14 protein-coding genes are annotated in these 17,421 nt (G+C 42.0%); all 14 read right to left on the reverse strand.

The window, feature by feature from the left end; translation table 11 throughout:
- Nucleotides 1-2: 2 nt before the first annotated feature.
- Nucleotides 3-284 (reverse strand): DUF503 domain-containing protein, encoded by a 282-nt coding sequence (locus tag N1I86_RS01870; RefSeq protein WP_003354626.1) that lies wholly within the window; start codon nucleotides 282-284, stop codon nucleotides 3-5.
- Nucleotides 284-2,509, reverse strand: coding sequence for a translation initiation factor IF-2 (gene infB, locus N1I86_RS01875; RefSeq protein ID WP_341094661.1), 2,226 nt, complete (start codon nucleotides 2,507-2,509; stop codon nucleotides 284-286). Before infB ends, N1I86_RS01870 begins: the two co-directional genes overlap by 1 nt.
- A gap of 4 nt (nucleotides 2,510-2,513) precedes the next feature.
- The gene (locus N1I86_RS01880) at nucleotides 2,514-2,831 is read right to left on the reverse strand and encodes a YlxQ family RNA-binding protein (protein WP_341094663.1); all 318 of its coding nucleotides are present in this window, start codon (nucleotides 2,829-2,831) and stop codon (nucleotides 2,514-2,516) included.
- Entirely contained in the window at nucleotides 2,832-3,107 is a 276-nt protein-coding gene (rnpM, locus tag N1I86_RS01885; protein ID WP_003354622.1) for an RNase P modulator RnpM, read from the reverse strand. It abuts the gene before it with no gap.
- 12 nt (nucleotides 3,108-3,119) lie between these two features.
- Nucleotides 3,120-4,313, reverse strand: coding sequence for a transcription termination factor NusA (gene nusA, locus N1I86_RS01890; RefSeq protein WP_270582997.1), 1,194 nt, complete (start codon nucleotides 4,311-4,313; stop codon nucleotides 3,120-3,122).
- Between the two features lie 132 nt (nucleotides 4,314-4,445).
- Nucleotides 4,446-4,916, reverse strand: a complete 471-nt coding sequence (gene rimP, locus N1I86_RS01895; RefSeq protein ID WP_003354620.1) for a ribosome maturation factor RimP — start codon at nucleotides 4,914-4,916, stop codon at nucleotides 4,446-4,448.
- Nucleotides 4,917-5,077: 161 nt separating this feature from the next.
- Nucleotides 5,078-9,409 carry a PolC-type DNA polymerase III gene (locus N1I86_RS01900; protein ID WP_341094664.1) on the reverse strand — a complete coding sequence of 1,444 codons (4,332 nt, stop codon included), beginning with the start codon at nucleotides 9,407-9,409 and terminating at the stop codon, nucleotides 5,078-5,080.
- 182 nt (nucleotides 9,410-9,591) lie between these two features.
- Nucleotides 9,592-11,298 carry a proline--tRNA ligase gene (locus tag N1I86_RS01905; protein ID WP_048623187.1) on the reverse strand — a complete coding sequence of 569 codons (1,707 nt, stop codon included), beginning with the start codon at nucleotides 11,296-11,298 and terminating at the stop codon, nucleotides 9,592-9,594.
- Nucleotides 11,299-11,503: 205 nt separating this feature from the next.
- Nucleotides 11,504-12,760, reverse strand: coding sequence for an RIP metalloprotease RseP (rseP, locus tag N1I86_RS01910; protein ID WP_341094667.1), 1,257 nt, complete (start codon nucleotides 12,758-12,760; stop codon nucleotides 11,504-11,506).
- 16 nt (nucleotides 12,761-12,776) lie between these two features.
- The gene (gene dxr / locus N1I86_RS01915) at nucleotides 12,777-13,919 is read right to left on the reverse strand and encodes a 1-deoxy-D-xylulose-5-phosphate reductoisomerase (RefSeq protein WP_341094672.1); all 1,143 of its coding nucleotides are present in this window, start codon (nucleotides 13,917-13,919) and stop codon (nucleotides 12,777-12,779) included.
- A gap of 33 nt (nucleotides 13,920-13,952) precedes the next feature.
- Entirely contained in the window at nucleotides 13,953-14,741 is a 789-nt protein-coding gene (locus tag N1I86_RS01920) for a phosphatidate cytidylyltransferase (protein ID WP_341094674.1), read from the reverse strand.
- A gap of 229 nt (nucleotides 14,742-14,970) precedes the next feature.
- Nucleotides 14,971-15,747, reverse strand: coding sequence for an isoprenyl transferase (locus tag N1I86_RS01925; protein ID WP_341094676.1), 777 nt, complete (start codon nucleotides 15,745-15,747; stop codon nucleotides 14,971-14,973).
- Between the two features lie 242 nt (nucleotides 15,748-15,989).
- The gene (gene frr / locus N1I86_RS01930; RefSeq protein ID WP_003354612.1) at nucleotides 15,990-16,547 is read right to left on the reverse strand and encodes a ribosome recycling factor; all 558 of its coding nucleotides are present in this window, start codon (nucleotides 16,545-16,547) and stop codon (nucleotides 15,990-15,992) included.
- Nucleotides 16,544-17,272 carry a UMP kinase gene (gene pyrH / locus N1I86_RS01935; protein ID WP_048623183.1) on the reverse strand — a complete coding sequence of 243 codons (729 nt, stop codon included), beginning with the start codon at nucleotides 17,270-17,272 and terminating at the stop codon, nucleotides 16,544-16,546. The genes frr and pyrH overlap by 4 nt, the downstream gene beginning before the upstream one ends.
- Between the last annotated feature and the right edge of the window lie 149 nt (nucleotides 17,273-17,421).

The raw sequence follows: 17,421 nt of genomic DNA on the forward strand, positions 1-17,421 counted from the left end.
CTCTATAACCATTCATAAGATGCGCTTAACCTTTCCCACTCAGGAAATGAATCCAAATAACGGAGGGCATTCTCCAATTGGCGTTCACAAGCTTGTCGTGACGATGCTACCGTCACAACCGCAATTCTTGTTCGTTGCCAGACATCTTGATGGTCGATTTCAGCCACGGAAACATTCATTTTTTGCTTCAAACGTGTTAACACACGCTGAAGTACAGCCCGTTTTTCTTTTAATGACCGGGCATCCTGGATGAAAAATTCAACTTCCAGGCTGCCGATCGTCATTAACGTTCCACTTCTTTCATGACAAATGCTTCAATGACATCTCCTTCTTTAATGTCATTAAAGTTTTTAATGGTAATTCCGCATTCATATCCTTGATGGACTTCTTTTACATCGTCTTTAAAACGTTTCAAAGTATCAATCTCGCCTTCAAAGATGACGATGCCGTCACGAATGAGCCGAACTCCGCTATCACGGGTAATTTTTCCTTCCGTTACATAAGAACCGGCAATGGTACCAATTTTAGAAACTTTAAACGTTTGTCGAACCTCTGCTTGACCAATAATTTTTTCTTCGTATTCCGGATCAAGCATTCCTTTCATTGCGGATTCAATTTCTTCAATCGCTTTGTAAATAATACGGTGCAGACGGATATCGACTTTTTCCGTCTCAGCCGCACGTTTAGCATTTACATCCGGACGAACATTAAAACCTATAACGATGGCATTGGAAGCACTTGCTAAAATAATATCTGATTCCGTAATCGCTCCAACACCCGTATGAATAATTTTTACATTTACGCCCTCTACATCAATTTTTTGTAAAGCAGCAGCCAGTGCCTCAACCGATCCTTGCACGTCGGCTTTTAAAATGATATTTAACTCTTTCATTTCCCCTTGTTTCATATGTTCAAACAAATTGTCGAGGCTGACCTTCGCTTTTTCGCTTCGTTGTGCCGCCAGTGCTTGTTGAGCCCTTGCCTCGCCAATTTGACGGGCTTTTTTCTCATCTTCAAATACAACAAAACGGTCACCAGCCTGAGGAACGTCGTTTAAACCAGTAATTTCTACCGGAGTAGACGGTCCAGCCGTTTTGACACGACGCCCTAGATCGTTTACCATCGCACGAACCCGACCGTAAGTATTTCCTACTACAATCGGATCTCCCACATGAAGAGTACCGTTTTGAACAAGCAATGTGGCTACAGGGCCACGGCCTTTATCTAGCTGCGCTTCAATCACCGTTCCGAGCGCCAGTCGATTCGGATTCGCTTTTAACTCCTCTACTTCGCTGACCAACAGGATCATTTCCAATAAATTATCGATGCCTTCTCCGGTTAAGGCCGATATTGGAACAAAGATCGTATCGCCGCCCCAATCCTCAGGAACCAATCCGTATTCCGTCAATTCTTGCATGACACGATCCGGATTGGCAGATGGTTTATCAATCTTATTGACCGCTACAATGATCGGTACATTAGCCGCTTTCGCATGATTGATGGCTTCAACCGTTTGCGGCATTACCCCGTCATCGGCAGCGACAACCAGCACAGTGATGTCCGTCACTTGTGCCCCACGGGCCCGCATCGTTGTAAAAGCAGCATGGCCCGGCGTATCCAAAAACGTGATTTTCTTTCCGTTCACTTCGACTTGGTAAGCACCAATATGTTGGGTAATTCCTCCTGCTTCTCCTTCCGTCACTTTTGTATGACGGATCGAATCCAGCAATGTCGTTTTCCCGTGGTCAACATGCCCCATAATCGTCACAACAGATGGCCGCTCTACTAAATCTTCCGGTTGATCTTCCGTAAAGTACACTTCCAGATCGGTTTCATCAATTTGGACTTCTTCTTCTACCGCCACACCGTATTCGTCCGCAATCAACTCAATGGCATCTTTATCTAATTCTTGGTTGATCGTGGCCATAATTCCTAGCATAAATAATTTTTTAATGATTTCGGACGGCTCAACATGCAATTTTTTGGCAAATTCAGCAACTGTCATAGATCCTGAGAATGTTATTTTTTCAGGAAGTTCTCTTTTCTTGGCAGAAGGCTGTTGGGCATTGGATGATTGATGCGCTTTTTTTCCTTTTTGATTTTTATGCTTGTTGTTTTTTGGCTTGTTTCCTTTACGGTCGAAGGAAGCAGTTTCTTTCGGACGGTGATCATGATGATCATGTTTTTTGCCTTCTCCGCCTTTTGATCCCGATCTTGGCTGTGATTTCACACGATTTTCTTTTGCGTTTTCCTCATTCGACTGCTTGAACTGAGGAGAAGCTTTCGATTGCGGCTTGTTTGACCTTTCCGGATTCTTCTCATGGCGATGGCCATGTTCTTTTTCTTTTTGTAATTGATCGAACGCTTTGTCCAGTTTTTGAATGGTTTCATCATTGATGGTCGTCATATGGTTGGAAACATCAATATCTAATTCCTGAAGCTTAGAAATCACCTCTTTGCTAGACACATGCTTGGTCTTGGCATACTCATATATTCTCATTTTACTCATATGTTCACCCCCGTATAGTTTCGTCGAGCAGAAAATGCAGCTTTTTCGCAAAGCCTTCGTCCAGCACAGCCACTACGACTCTTTCCTTTTTACCGATCGATTGTCCCAACAAATACCGGTTGTCAACTTCTTTTACAGGAACTTGGTAATAAAGGCATTTATCTTTTATTTTTTTTATGGTGTTTTCCGAGGCGTCTTTCGACAAAAGGACGAGCTTTGCCCGACCCGTTCGAATTTCTTTCACTGCCAATTCTTCTCCGGAAATAATTTTCCCCGCTCTATTGGCCAATCCAAGAAGTGAAACCCACTTTTCCTGTTTCACTTACTTTTTCTCCTTTTCGATATACTCGATTAGTTCTGAGTATAAAGAATCGTCGATCTGAACATTTAAATGTCTGGAAAGCGCATTGGTTTTTTTGGCCAGAAGGACCGCTTCTTTATCTTTTGACAAATAGGCTCCTCTTCCGGATTTTTTGCCGGTTGGATCAATCGAAACCGTTCCTTCTTTCGAACGGACGATGCGAATCATTTCTTTTTTAGGTTTCATTTCACCCGTTGCAACACATTTACGCAATGGTATTTTTTTCTGAACAGCCATGATTCTCCACCCCTATTCGATTTTTTCAGATGAAAAATCAGTTGCTTCTGTACCCGTTTCTTGTGAATTCTCCACTTCCTCAAGCTGTATCATTTCTTCCGTCGTTTCAGATTCATCACTCTCGTTTATTTCTTCTTCCGAGTTTGCAGCAGCCCGAGGATAGATTCCAAGTTTTCTCGCTTCCGATTCACTTTTAATATCAATTTTCCATCCGGTTAGTTTAGCCGCAAGCCGAGCATTTTGACCTCTTTTGCCAATAGCCAGCGAAAGTTGATAATCAGGAACAACGACAGTCGTCGCTTTTCCTTCCTCATTCACCTGAACATCCAACACTTTGGAAGGGCTTAACGCATTGGCCACGAACACTACAGGGTCGTCGGACCATTTGACAATATCGATTTTTTCTCCTTTTAGTTCGTTTACAACCGCCTGAACACGGGCGCCTTTAGGACCGACACAAGCACCGACAGGATCGACGTCCGGATTTTCCGCATACACCGAAATTTTAGAACGATCTCCCGCTTCACGAGCGACCGACTTAATTTCAACGGTGCCATCAAAAATTTCAGGAACTTCAATTTCAAATAATCTTTTCAGCAAGCCAGGATGAGTACGCGATACATAGATTTGCGGTCCTTTTGTCGTTTTTTCTACTTTCGTAATATAGACTTTAATTCGATCATGCGGCTTGTACGTTTCATTCGGCATTTGCTCGTTTTGCGGAAGGAGCGCTTCAATCTTCCCTAGACTGACATAGATAAAACGAGAATCTTGCCGTTGCACAATCCCCGTCATGATATCTTCTTCCCGGTCAATAAACTCGGAATAAATAATTCCTCTTTCCGCTTCCCGAACTCTTTGCGTCACTACTTGCTTCGCGGTTTGGGCCGCAATTCTTCCAAAGTTTTTCGGTGTAACTTCCAATTCTACAATATCGCCGATTTCATAGGACGGGTTTATTTTTTTAGCCTCGTCCAGAGAAATTTCCAAACGAGAATCAAATACTTCTTCTACCACTTCTTTTCTGGCAAAAACTCTCATCGTTCCCGTTTCTACATTTAAGTCGACACGAACGTTTTGGGCTTGGTTAAAGTTCCGTTTATAAGCCGAAACAAGCGCGGCTTCAATGGCATCGACAATCACTTCTCTTGAAATCCCTTTTTCTTTTTCCAAAATAACAAGAGCATCTAAAAACTCTGTGCTCATTGTCGGTTCATCCCCCTTCAAGATCACAATTAAGCTCTATCATTATATGATAACGTTCATTCGAAAGCGGATCCCTCTCCACGGATTTTGTACAGTACAGACTGACTCGCTTTGAATTAAATCCGTTCTTAATTAAAAGAAGGAAACGGCTAAACGGGCTTTGGCCACTTTTTGGAACGGAATGATGACTTCTTTTTTCCGTGTTTTCACGCGGATTTCTAACACCAATTCATCATCACGAAACGATATCATTTTCCCTTCAAATTCTTTTTCGCCATCAATAGGTTCAAAAGTTTTAACATGAACGTGCTTTCCAACGGCTTTTTCGAAATCGCTCTTTTTTTTCAGCGGCCTCTCCGCTCCGGGCGATGAAACCTCCAAAAAATAATTATGGGAAATTGGATCCAATTCGTCTAATTTTTCGCTTAAACGTTCGCTGACCGTTCCGCACTCTTCGATGTCCACGCCTTCCTCTTTATCAATATAGACGCGAAGAAACCAATTTTTTCCTTCTTTTACATATTCGACATCGACTAAGTCGAGTTTCATATCGTCCAGTATGGGTTGGACTAGCCGCTCTACTAATTCTGTAATTTTACTCATAGAAACCTCCTGGCCGAAAAAAAATTTACCAAGAATGAAAAATAGGATAACAAACACGAAAGAGTGGGGACACCCCACTCTTTCAAAAGAGAGTTATTGTTAGTATTTCCACTAAAAATATACCATAACCATTAAAATTATGCAATAGTGCGGAATAATGGCTAAAACAAGGACAATTGATTTTGTTCAGGAAGAGCATCCAGGCAGCCATGTTGATCCAAATATTCCATGATCGTTTTCGACACTTTTCCTCTTTGCTGCAAGTCCTCTTTTGATAAAAACTCGCCTTCAGATCGTGCTTTCACAATATTTAAGGACGCGCTTGTTCCAAGACCCGGGATGGCATTAAACGGCGGAATGAGCGCATCGCCATCGATGATAAATTCAGAAGCGCTCGACCGTTCGAGATCAACCATTTTAAATTTGTAGCCTCTTTCACACATTTCAAGCGCCATTTCTAAAACCGTCAACAAGCTTTTCTCTTTTGGCGAGGCATCCAAACCTTTGGCATTGATTTCTTCGATTCGAGCACGGATAGCCTGAGAGCCGCGTACCATCGCATCAAGATCGAAGTCCTCCGCTCTTACCGTAAAATAGGCGGCATAGAATAATAGCGGATGATGAACCTTAAAATAAGCAATTCTGACAGCCATTAAAACGTAAGCGGTCGCGTGGGCTTTAGGGAACATATATTTTATTTTTTTGCAAGAATTGATATACCATTCCGGTACATCATGATTCCTCATTTCCGCTTCCATCTCTTCCGTCAACCCTTTACCTTTGCGGACGGATTCCATGATTTTAAAAGCAAAACTTGGCTCTAAGCCTTGATAAATCAAATAAACCATGATGTCGTCACGACAACCGATCACGTCGCTTAATTCGCACGTGCCATTTTGAATTAATTCTTCTGCATTTCCAAGCCATACATCCGTTCCGTGAGACAATCCGGAAATTTGCACAAGCTCCGAAAAAGTGGAAGGCTTTGTGTCTTCCAGCATTTGCCGAACAAATCGAGTACCGAACTCAGGAATGCCAAGCGTTCCTGTTTTACACATGATTTGCTCTTCTGTAACTCCCAACGGTTCAGGGCTTTGAAAAATTTTCATCACTTCCGGATCATCGGTCGGAATCGTCTTCGGATCAATACCGCTCAAATCTTGAAGCATCCGGATAACGGTCGGATCATCGTGGCCGAGAATATCCATTTTCAGCACATTATCATGGATTGAGTGGAAATCAAAATGGGTCGTTCTCCATTCAGAAGATTGATCGTCAGCCGGATATTGGATCGGCGAAAAATCGTAAATATCCATATAATCCGGAACAATGATAATCCCTCCCGGATGTTGCCCCGTTGTCCTTTTTACACCTGTACATCCTTGAGCAAGGCGGTCGATTTCGGCCCCTCTCAATTGCAAATTGTGGTCTTGGGCATATCCCTTCACATAGCCGTATGCCGTTTTATCAGCCACAGTGCCGATCGTTCCAGCTCGATACACATTATCTTCACCGAAAAGCACTTTTGTATAATTGTGGGCTCTAGGCTGATAATCTCCGGAAAAATTCAAATCGATATCCGGTACTTTGTCGCCTTTGAATCCCAAGAAAGTTTCAAAAGGAATATCATGTCCATCTTTTTTATATTTGGCTCCGCACTTAGGACAATTTTTGTCAGGCAAATCAAATCCTGATCCGACAGATCCATCGTTAAAAAACTCTGAGTGTTTGCAGTTTGGACAGACATAGTGCGGCGGAAGAGGATTCACTTCTGTAATTTCTGTCATCGTGGCGACAAAGGATGATCCTACAGATCCCCGCGACCCGACAAGATAGCCGTCGTCCAGCGATTTTTTTACAAGTTTATGGGAAATTAAATAAATAACGGCAAATCCGTGCCCGATAATACTTTGCAATTCTTTTTCCAGACGGGCTTCCACTATTTCCGGAAGTGGATCGCCGTATATTTGTTTTGCCCGATCATAGCTCATTCGCCGAATTTCTTCCTCTGCTCCCTCGATTTTCGGTGTGTACAGTTCATCTTTAATCGGCTTCACTTCTTCAATCAAATCAGCAATTTTATTGGTGTTTTCCACTACGATTTCTTTCGCTTTTTCTTCCCCTAAAAAGGAAAATTCTTCAAGCATTTCATCCGTCGTCCGAAAATGAACTTCAGGCAACTGATAACGATTCAGTGGATTGGCGCCGCTTTGTGACCGTACCAGTATTTCGCGATATATTTTATCGGTCGGATTCAAATAATGCACATTCCCGGTTGCTACTACAGGGATATGCAATTTTTCTCCAAGTTTCACGATATTGGAAATGATCTCCTCTAAATCTTGTTCGTTCTTGATCAAACCTTGTTCAAGAAGCGGAGCATATACGGGTTTTGGATGAACTTCCAAATAATCATAAAATCGGGCCATCTCCTCTACTTCTTCAGGAGCTTTTTGCATCATTCCCACAAATACCTCGCCTTTATCGCAGCCGGATCCGACAATGATGCCTTCTCGGTATTGTTGCAGCTTTGAGCGCGGAATCCGCGGAACCCGGTAGTAATAGTCGATATGGGCGATCGACACCAGTTTGAATAAGTTTTTTAATCCTTTTTGATTTTGCGCGAGCAGCGTGCAATGGAACGGACGGCTCCGCTTATAGGCCTCTCCTTCCCCCATATGCTCATTAAACTGGTGATGGTATTCAATTCCTTTTTCTTTGGCGTCCTTCAGCATTTTCAACAACAAATAACCGGTTGCTTCCGCGTCATAGATCGCTCTGTGATGCTGCGTCAATTCTACATCAAATCGTTTTGCCAACGTATTTAACCGGTGATTTTTCAACTCCGGATAGAGAAATCTGGCAAGTTCCAGAGTATCGATAACCGGATTTTTTGCTCGTTCCAGCCCAATTTTTTGGAAACCGACATTTAAAAATCCCATGTCAAATGTAGCATTGTGGGCTACTAAAATCGAATCTCCTGCCCATTCAAAAAATTCTTTTAGAACGACCTCATCATCCGGTGCATTTTCCAGCATTTCATCCGTAATTCCCGTCAATTCGATCGTTTCCGCTGATAACGGGTGATGCGGATTGGCAAACCGTTCAAATCGATCAATAATTTCCCCATCACGAATTTTTACGGCAGCCAGTTCAATTATGGTGTCGTATACAGCTGAGAGTCCCGTCGTTTCCACGTCAAAGACAACAAATGTATCATCGGCAAGCAGGCGGTTTGCGTCGTTGTACGCGATGGGAACACCGTCATCCACTAAGTTTGCTTCCAATCCGTACAGCACTTTGATGCCATGCTTTTTGCTGGCGCTGTATGCTTCCGGAAAAGCCTGTACGACGGCATGGTCTGTGACCGCAATTGCTTTATGACCCCATTTTTTTGCCTGAGCGATTAGGTCGGAAACACTAGTGACAGCGTCCATCTGACTCATTGGAGTATGAAGATGAAGTTCCACTCTCTTTTCATTTTCAGGAGCTTTGTCTTCCCGCACTACCGCTTTCACTTCATTAATATCATTGGCGATCATCACAAGGTCGCGGACAAACGTATCGTTTTGTACAGAACCGCGAACCCTGAGCCACATCCCTTTTTTCACCTTGTTTAACAGAGCAGCATCTTCTTTATCTCTTGAAAACATTTTGACTAAGATCGAACTAGTGTAGTCGGTGATTTTAAAAGTAAGAAGTGTTCTGCCGCTTCTCAACTCTTTTGTTTCCGCATCAAACACATAACCTTCGATCGTAACTCGACGTTCCTCATCTACGATATCTTCCAGCTTCCGGAAATCAGCATCATCTTTTATGGCATATCCGATCATTAGCGGACCATCATCTTCTGCACTTCCATTGGCCTCTTCATTCTTACGTTCTTCTCGTTTCCGCATTTCCGCAATGGCTTGCTTCGCTCTCTCTTCATCTTCTTTTTGTTTTTCCTGCAAAAATTGCGCATATTCTTGCATGTCTTGCTGCTGACTGATCTCGACATCCACCTGCAAAAGGGGAAATCCATAGTTTTGATAGTTTGCTTGAATGAAAGAACCATATTTTCTTTTGATCGTCAAAGCTTCCATTTCGCCGGGGGCTTGAATCAACAGTTTGTTTCCTTGAAGAACCGGTTCCTGGGTTTCAAGAATTTTTCTCACCGGCGGAGAAATTCCATCCAAATTTCGAATACAATCTTGCCAGTAACCTCTTATCAAATCTTCTGTGAACGAAGGATCGAGCACTTTTGCAGAAAAGGTGACATCCGCGATTTCCCGAAAAGCAATGGATAGCTGCTGCTGCAGTTGTCTCCAAATGACCGCCGGGATGATTCGCTCAAACGTAAAATGAAAATGCCACTTTTTTTCTTTCCGCAATACGGTTAATTTATCGATTTCAGCGTTGTAAAAATAGGTTTCAAGCTCTTGATTTTTCAAATTCAACTGCTCAAGAAGCAGCTGAAACCGTTGCTTTTTCCCTTCGGCCTTTTCATTCATTTGTGACCTCTCCCAATTTGTTTAAATTTCTTCATACTACTATCATCTTAAAAAAAGACCACTAGTCTTTCAATAGAAGGAAACTTTCCTTTCTATAAATTCCCCAATTCATTCCATTCAAAAGAGAAAAAGGCGCCTTTCAGGCACCTTATAGGTATCGACCGACTTGTCTAAAAGATTTTTTACAAGCGCTCAAAAATAGATGCAAGTTGAGAAACAATGTCAGATGCAGGGACTTCAAACGTTTCTTGTGTTTTACGCACTTTTACTTCGACAATGCCTTCAGAAGCTTTTTTTCCGACGGTTACACGAACAGGAAGCCCGATTAAATCAGCATCGGCAAATTTCACACCGGCACGTTCCGGACGATCATCAAACAACACTTCGTACCGCTCTTTTTGAAGCGATTGATAAAGTTGTTCCGCCAGTTCTCTTTGAACTTCATCTTTTGTATTGACCGCAATTAAATGTACATCGAACGGAGCAATTTGTTTAGGCCAAATAAAGCCTTTTTCATCATTAAATTGTTCTGCCACAGCTGAAACCGTTCTGGAGACTCCTATTCCATAGCATCCCATAATCATCGGTTGAGATTTTCCGTTTTCATCTAAATAGTAAGCCCCCATCGCTTCGCTATATCGCGTGCCAAGCTTAAACACGTGGCCGACTTCAATTCCTTTCGCAAATCGAATCGTTCCTTTTCCATCCGGAGAAGGGTCGCCTTCTTGAATAAAACGTAAATCTGTATAGGCTGTCACTTGAAAATCTCTTTCCGGATTCACATTGACAAAATGCCATCCATCTTCATTCGCGCCGCAAACTCCGTTGACAATAGCTTGGACTGCATGATCGGCAATCACTTGAATACCTTCTTTTACTTCTACAGGTCCGAGTGAACCAATAGGACAGCCTAAAACGGATTTCACTTCTTCGGGACTAGCCAATTCCACTACACTTGCCTGAAAATAATTTTTTACCTTGACGTCATTTACTTCGTGGTCTCCACGTACAAGCACAAGTACGTACTTATCATCCACTTTGAAAAGAAGCGTTTTAATGCAGCGTGTTTCTTCTACGTTTAATAACTTTGAAACTTCTTCAATCGTTTTGGCATTTGGTGTGGAAACTTTCTGCCTTTCTTTTAACGGTTCATCCGGTTTTTCGTATGTAGACACTACCGGCGCCATTTCTATGTTTGCTGCATAATCAGACGAGTCGGAGTAAGCAATGGTGTCTTCACCGATTTCAGAGAGCACCATAAATTCGTGCGTATCTTTTCCACCCATGGCCCCAGAATCGGCAATAACAGCACGAAAGTTCAATCCTAATCTCCTGAAAATATTAGAATAAGCTTGAAAAATACGATCATAGACTTCGTCTAAACTTTGTGTATTAGAATGAAAAGAATAAGCGTCTTTCATGATAAATTCCCTGCCGCGAAGCAGTCCAAAACGAGGACGCTTTTCATCACGAAATTTTGTTTGAATTTGATAAACGATGAGCGGCAAGCGTTTATATGATTTGATTTCATCACGAACAATGCTCGTAACGACTTCTTCATGAGTCGGTCCTAGTGCGAATTCGCGGTCATGTCGATCTTTTAAACGCATAAGCTCCGGGCCGTATGTATACCATCTTCCGGATTCTTGCCATAATTCAGCTTGTTGCAAGCTGGGCATCAACATTTCGACTGCTCCGGCTGCATCCATTTCTTGACGTACAATTTCTTCTACTTTCTTTAAAACTCTCTTCCCTAAAGGCAAAAAAGTATAAATTCCACTTGCTGTTTGGCGGATAAATCCCGCTCTAAGTAAAAGCTGATGGCTTTTTGTTTCCGCATCAGCAGGAATTTCTCTCATAGTTGGTATAAGCGTTTGACTTTGTCTCATCTTTAGCACCCCATCATTTCTAATACTTCTATCTTGTTTCAAATATCGCTGCTTCGCAGGGAGTCTCCTCATCAGGCAACAAACGATCGATCATTTTTTCATACATGCATCCATGATTTTTCTATTGGTCGTGAATAAACTTTCAAACTTATCTTTCGTTTCATCGCCTTTTGAGGAATTTTCATTTCGATTATGAAGCATTGATTTATAAAAAGAATCTTTGGATGTCATTCCATGTTACCACAATCATCAGCAGCATTAATAGAGCAAATCCGATAAAATGAACAAGTCCTTCTTTCTGTTGATCGATCGGTTTTCCTCTAACCGCTTCAATGGCAAAAAACATCAAACGGCCTCCATCCAACGCCGGAATGGGAAGCAAGTTCATAATGCCAATGTTAATACTTAGCACTCCCGCCCATTTGATTAAATAAATAATTCCTGATTTGGCGACGGTCTCGGTGGATGCGTAAATACCAACAGGTCCTGACAACATGTTAATGGAAAAACCGCCCGTGATAAGTTTCCCTAACAAGTGAAAAATCTCAACGGTCCAAGAATACGTTTCTTCAGCCGCATAAGTAATAGTGCCGAACACTGACTTCTCAACAGGGTTATAAACGCCAATAATCCCAATCGTTTTCCCATCGATTTTCTTTGCTTCGGGAGTTACAGGAACTTCCAGCGTTTTCTTGCCTCGTTCTATGCTGAAACGAAGTTCTTGTTCCGGATGTTTTTGAATAATGGACACAATATCGTTCCAGCTGTTCGTTTCTTTTCCATTTATGCTCAGTACAACATCGCCTTCTTTTAATCCAGCTTGTTTTGCAGCGCCATTATCCGTTAATTTCCCCAATTCAGGTTGATTGGTTGGAACTCCTTGCAAGGCGGCAATTAACAAAAAGGCAATAAACGCTAAAACAAAATTCATCATAGGTCCGGCAAAAATCGTCATCGCTCTTTTGCCAAGAGACTTGGAAGCAAATTGACGGTCTAAAGGCGCTATTTGCGTTTCCATGCCATTTTCAACGATAACTGCTTCTCGATGGACAGGAAAAGTTTTTAACTCTTCTTCGCCATCTTCATAGCCACGGATCAACAACTCTTTTTCCAAGCCAGCGTACTCTACTTCCACTACTTTTGCATTCGAATAGCGGTCTTTTCGATTTAATATGATTTTCACCGCTTCTCCTTTGTCATTAAGGATGAGACCGGCGCGATAACCAGGTTTTAATTCAACCGTTTCCGCATCTTCGCCGGCCATTCTGACATATCCGCCGATCGGCAATAAACGAATCGTATAGACGGTTTCCCCTTTTTTGTGTGCAAAAATCTTCGGACCAAATCCAATGGCGAACTCACGGCAAAGGATCCCTGCTCTTTTAGCAAAAATAAAATGGCCAAATTCATGGAAAAACACGAGAGCTCCAAAAATCACAACAAAGGCTAAAATTGTACTCAAATGAATAACCACCTTTTTATAATAGTGAGTCGATAAATCGGCGTGTTTCTCGATCGATGCATTGAATGGATTCTAAATCCGGGTCTTTTATTAGTGTATGCCATTCTAGCGCTTTTCCGATTAATTCTTCAATTTTGAGGAAAGAAATTTTTCCATCCAAAAAGGCTTTTACTGCCACTTCGTTTGCCGCATTCAACACAGTAGGCATGCTGCCTCCTGCTTTTCCTGCTTCATAAGCAAATGCAAGACAACGAAAACGGTCAAAATCTACTTCTTCAAAATGAAGAGACCCAATGGCTGCTAAATTGAGCCGCTTTGTAACAGGTAATGGAAGCCTTTCAGGATAAGTTAAAGCATATTGAATTGGAACACGCATATCAGGAGTTCCGAGCTGAGCAATGACAGAATGGTCCTGATATTCTACCATAGAATGAATAATACTTTCACGATGAAGTATAACATCGATTTGTTCATATGGCATTTGAAAAAGCCAGTGCGCTTCGATGACTTCCAATCCTTTATTCATCATGGTAGCCGAATCAATGGTGATCTTGGCACCCATCGACCAATTCGGATGGTTCAAAGCTTCTTCACGAGTAACGTACCGAAGCTCTTCTCTCGTTCGATCACGAAAACTTCCTCCTGAAGCCGTTAATATGAGCCTAGCAACATTCTGGCTGTTTTCACCTTGAAGACATTGGAAAATAGCCGAATGTTCGCTGTCCACAGGCAAAATATCGACATGATATTTTTGAGCAGCTCTCATCACCAAATGGCCAGCTGTAACGAGTGTTTCCTTATTGGCCAAAGCAATTGTTTTCCCCGCTTTAATCGCTTCCAACGTTGGAATCAGTCCAACGCTCCCCATGACTGCATTGACAACCGTATCTGATGCAGAAAAAAGGGCTGTCTCCGTTAAACCTTTTTCTCCATATACGAATTGAACGAAAGGAAATTCTCCTTTCAGCCTTAAAGCATCATCTTTTTCCAATACGGACACAAGCTTTGGAGAAAAATCTTTAATAATTTTTCGCGTTTCCTCTATATTTCGTCCGGCTGAAAAAGACGATAATCGGAAATAGTCTGAATGCTGCCGGATAATATCCAATGTTTGCCTTCCGATAGAACCGGTTGCCCCCAATAGACTGATGTTCTTCAAAAAACTCATCTCCTCCATATTGGTTCCGCCGTCTTATATGATGTGAAAAATATGTATCAACGGCAGAACAAACAGCCAGCTGTCACAGCGATCTAAAATTCCGCCATGTCCAGGCAAAATATTCCCCGAATCCTTAATATTATAATGCCGCTTCAGTGCGGATTCAACCAAATCGCCAATTTGTCCAAAAACAGCCATCACGAGAGCCGCTATCAAGAGCTTCGCTAAAGACACCTCCAAATGGATCGAGAACGCAAAGACAAAAGCGACTACACAGGCGGAAAGAATGCCGCCAAAAAAACCTTCGACTGTTTTTTTAGGACTGATATCAGGCCACAATTTTTTCTTTCCAAACGATCTTCCTATTAAATAGGCGCCGATGTCAGTCGCCCAAATGATAAACAACGCCAAAAATACATAAGCCACTCCCGCATTTCTCGTTTCGATTAAATAATAGAACCCGAACCCTACATACAGTGCGGAAAGAACTCCAAACGCCGCATCATCAAATGTAAAACGATTTTTGGTAACGACTGTATACATTAAATAAATCAACACCAAGAAAAGCAAAAGTTCAAGCTTATGATACCCCCATTTTTCTATGAGGTTCTCATACCGATTCGGAATGAGCAATAGCCATAACATAATAAAAGGGATCACGCTTTGAAGCGACAATAGCCGAATTTTCTTCATTTTCAGTGCTTCATAAAGCCCCACGGACGCCATTAAATACGTTAATATTAGAAACGGCCATCCTCCATAAAGAACAATAGGCAAAAAGATGGCTGCCGCTATGACACCAGTTATAAATCGCTGTTTCATACGATTGACTCCTCACTTTTCTCCATACCAACTTTGATTACATACGCAGCTATTTCATAAAAAATCCCTTTATCACCGAATTCATCTTTCTACGTTATCTCAGACAATACCATTTTTAAAATGATTTCAAATGATTTTTTCAAGCTCTTCTATGATCTTCATTCCTTGATCGATGATCACGAATCTTTACAAACCGCTTTGCTTGATCATCCTCTTTCGTGAATGGACATTATCCTAATCCACCAAAGCGGCGTGACCGTTTTTGATAAGATTCCACCGCTTCAAGAAAATGGTGTTCTGAAAAATCCGGCCAAAGAGTATCTGTAAACCATAGTTCCGTGTAGGCCAGCTGCCAAAGCATAAAGTTGCTTAAACGAATTTCCCCGCTTGTACGAATCAACAAATCCGGATCAGGCAGCTGTTTCGTCATTAAATAGCGGGAAAAAGTTTCCTCATTTAAAAGCTTTTCGTTCATTACACCGTTTCTAATGTCTTCCAGTACATGATGGACGGCTTCCATAATTTCTGCTCTGCTTCCATAATTCAAGGCAAAATTGAGAATAAGCCCGTTATTCTGTTTTGTATCATTGATCGCTTTTTTAATGGCATCTACCGTATAGGAAGGCAATTGCTGTTGGTTGCCCATCATTTGCACTTTTACATTTTCTTCAACCAGTTCTGGCAAAAACGTTCCAAGAAACTCTTGGGGAAGCTTCATTAAATAATCCACTTCCTTTTTGGGACGTTTCCAATTTTCGGTTGAGAAAGCGTAAAGAGTTAATGCTTTCACGCCTAAACGATTGGCGAGCCGAGTGATTTTGCGAACGGTTTTCATTCCCTCGTGATGACCGGCAATTCTCGGTAAGGCGCGTTTTCTCGCCCATCTTCCATTTCCATCCATAATGATGGCGACGTGGCTCGGAATGGGGCCTTTTTTAACAATCTCCATTCGTTCTTCCAGTGAGAGATTGTTATGGGTTTTCCAAAGCTTGTTTTTATTAATCATATAACATCCTCCACTTCGCATCCTTACCAATCATTTATCGCGATAAGCGCTCATTGGTGTTTATTTTTCACACGGTGCAAATCTATAATACCAAAAACTTGTGACAGTATCTCTATTAATTACCGATCTTCCTCATTTTTTCGATGGAATTTCACAATCCATCCCAGCGATAGACACATCAATAAAAACGAAGTATGTATATAACGGAAAAACCCCCTTTTGGCAAGAGGGTTTTCACACGATCAAACTTCCATAATTTCTTTTTCTTTCTTTTTCGCCATGTCGTCAATCTTTTTCACATGTTCATCGGTAATCTTTTGGACATCTTCTGTATAGCCGCGTAAATCGTCCTCTGTAATTTCCCCGTTCTTCTCTAATTTTTTCAAATCTTCGTTTGCATCCCTGCGAACATTCCGTACTGCTACTTTCGCTTCTTCCGCTTCTTTTCGCACTAATTTCACTAATTCTTTGCGGCGTTCTTCGGTAAGCGGCGGAATCGTGATGCGAATGACGCTGCCATCGCTCGTAGGCGTCAATCCAAGATCCGATTTTAAAATCGCTTTTTCCACTTCTCCGACAACGGATTTGTCATAAGGCTGAATGACAAGCAATCTAGCCTCCGGAACTGAAATTGATGCCAGTTGATTCACCGGTGTAGGTGCTCCATAGTAATCCACTACTACTTTATCAAGCAGCGATGCATTTGCACGCCCTGCCCGAATCGTCGCCAATTCCCTGGATAAAGCTTGAATTGCTTTTGACATTTTGTCTTTCGCTTGCTCAATCACTTGTTTTGTCATTCGGCTTTCCCCCTTATCATCGTTCCAATGGATTCTCCTAAAACAGCCTTTTTAATATTGCCTTTTTCCATAATAGAGAATACAATGAGCGGTATATCATTGTCCATACACAACGAAGAAGCAGTGGAGTCCATTACGGCCAGACCTTCTTTTAACATATCCAGATAGGAAATCTGATCGTATTTCACAGCCGATTTATCTACTTTTGGATCTGCAGAGTAAACACCATCCACATTATTTTTGGCCATTAAGATGACTTCTGCTTCAATTTCCGCCGCACGCAACGCAGCTGTCGTATCCGTAGAGAAATAAGGGTTTCCGGTGCCGGCGGCAAAAATCACAACCCGTTTCTTTTCCAAATGGCGAATGGCTCTTCTTCTTATATAAGGTTCCGCCACCTGTCTCATTTCAATGGAAGTTTGTACACGAGTTTCAATTCCAAGCTGCTCTAAGCTGTCTTGAAGCGCCATTGAATTCATAACCGTTGCCAACATTCCCATATAATCAGCGGTGGCACGATCCATTCCCATTTCGCTACCGGTTTTCCCGCGCCAAATATTTCCTCCTCCAACGACCACTGCCACTTCGACACCAAGTTCAGCAATTTCTTTCACTTGTTCCGCAATGGATTTCACGACTTCCGGGTGAATGCCAAAGCCCCGATCTCCAGCCAGCGCTTCACCGCTTAATTTTAATACAACACGTTTATATTTTGGAACGCTCATAAGAACCTCCGTATGTAAATCACTAGTTTTTTCGTTTAGCTGTGTACCCTCTTATTTAATGTCATGTCATTCTGAAAAAAAGGGAACACATTGTGTTCCCTCTATTCCCTCGATTTCCGAGAACAAAAAACATTCATCTTGTTTTCAAA

This window comes from Bacillus sp. FSL W8-0116 (assembly GCF_038003825.1).
Taxonomy (GTDB): domain Bacteria; phylum Bacillota; class Bacilli; order Bacillales; family DSM-4216; genus Bacillus_O; species Bacillus_O smithii.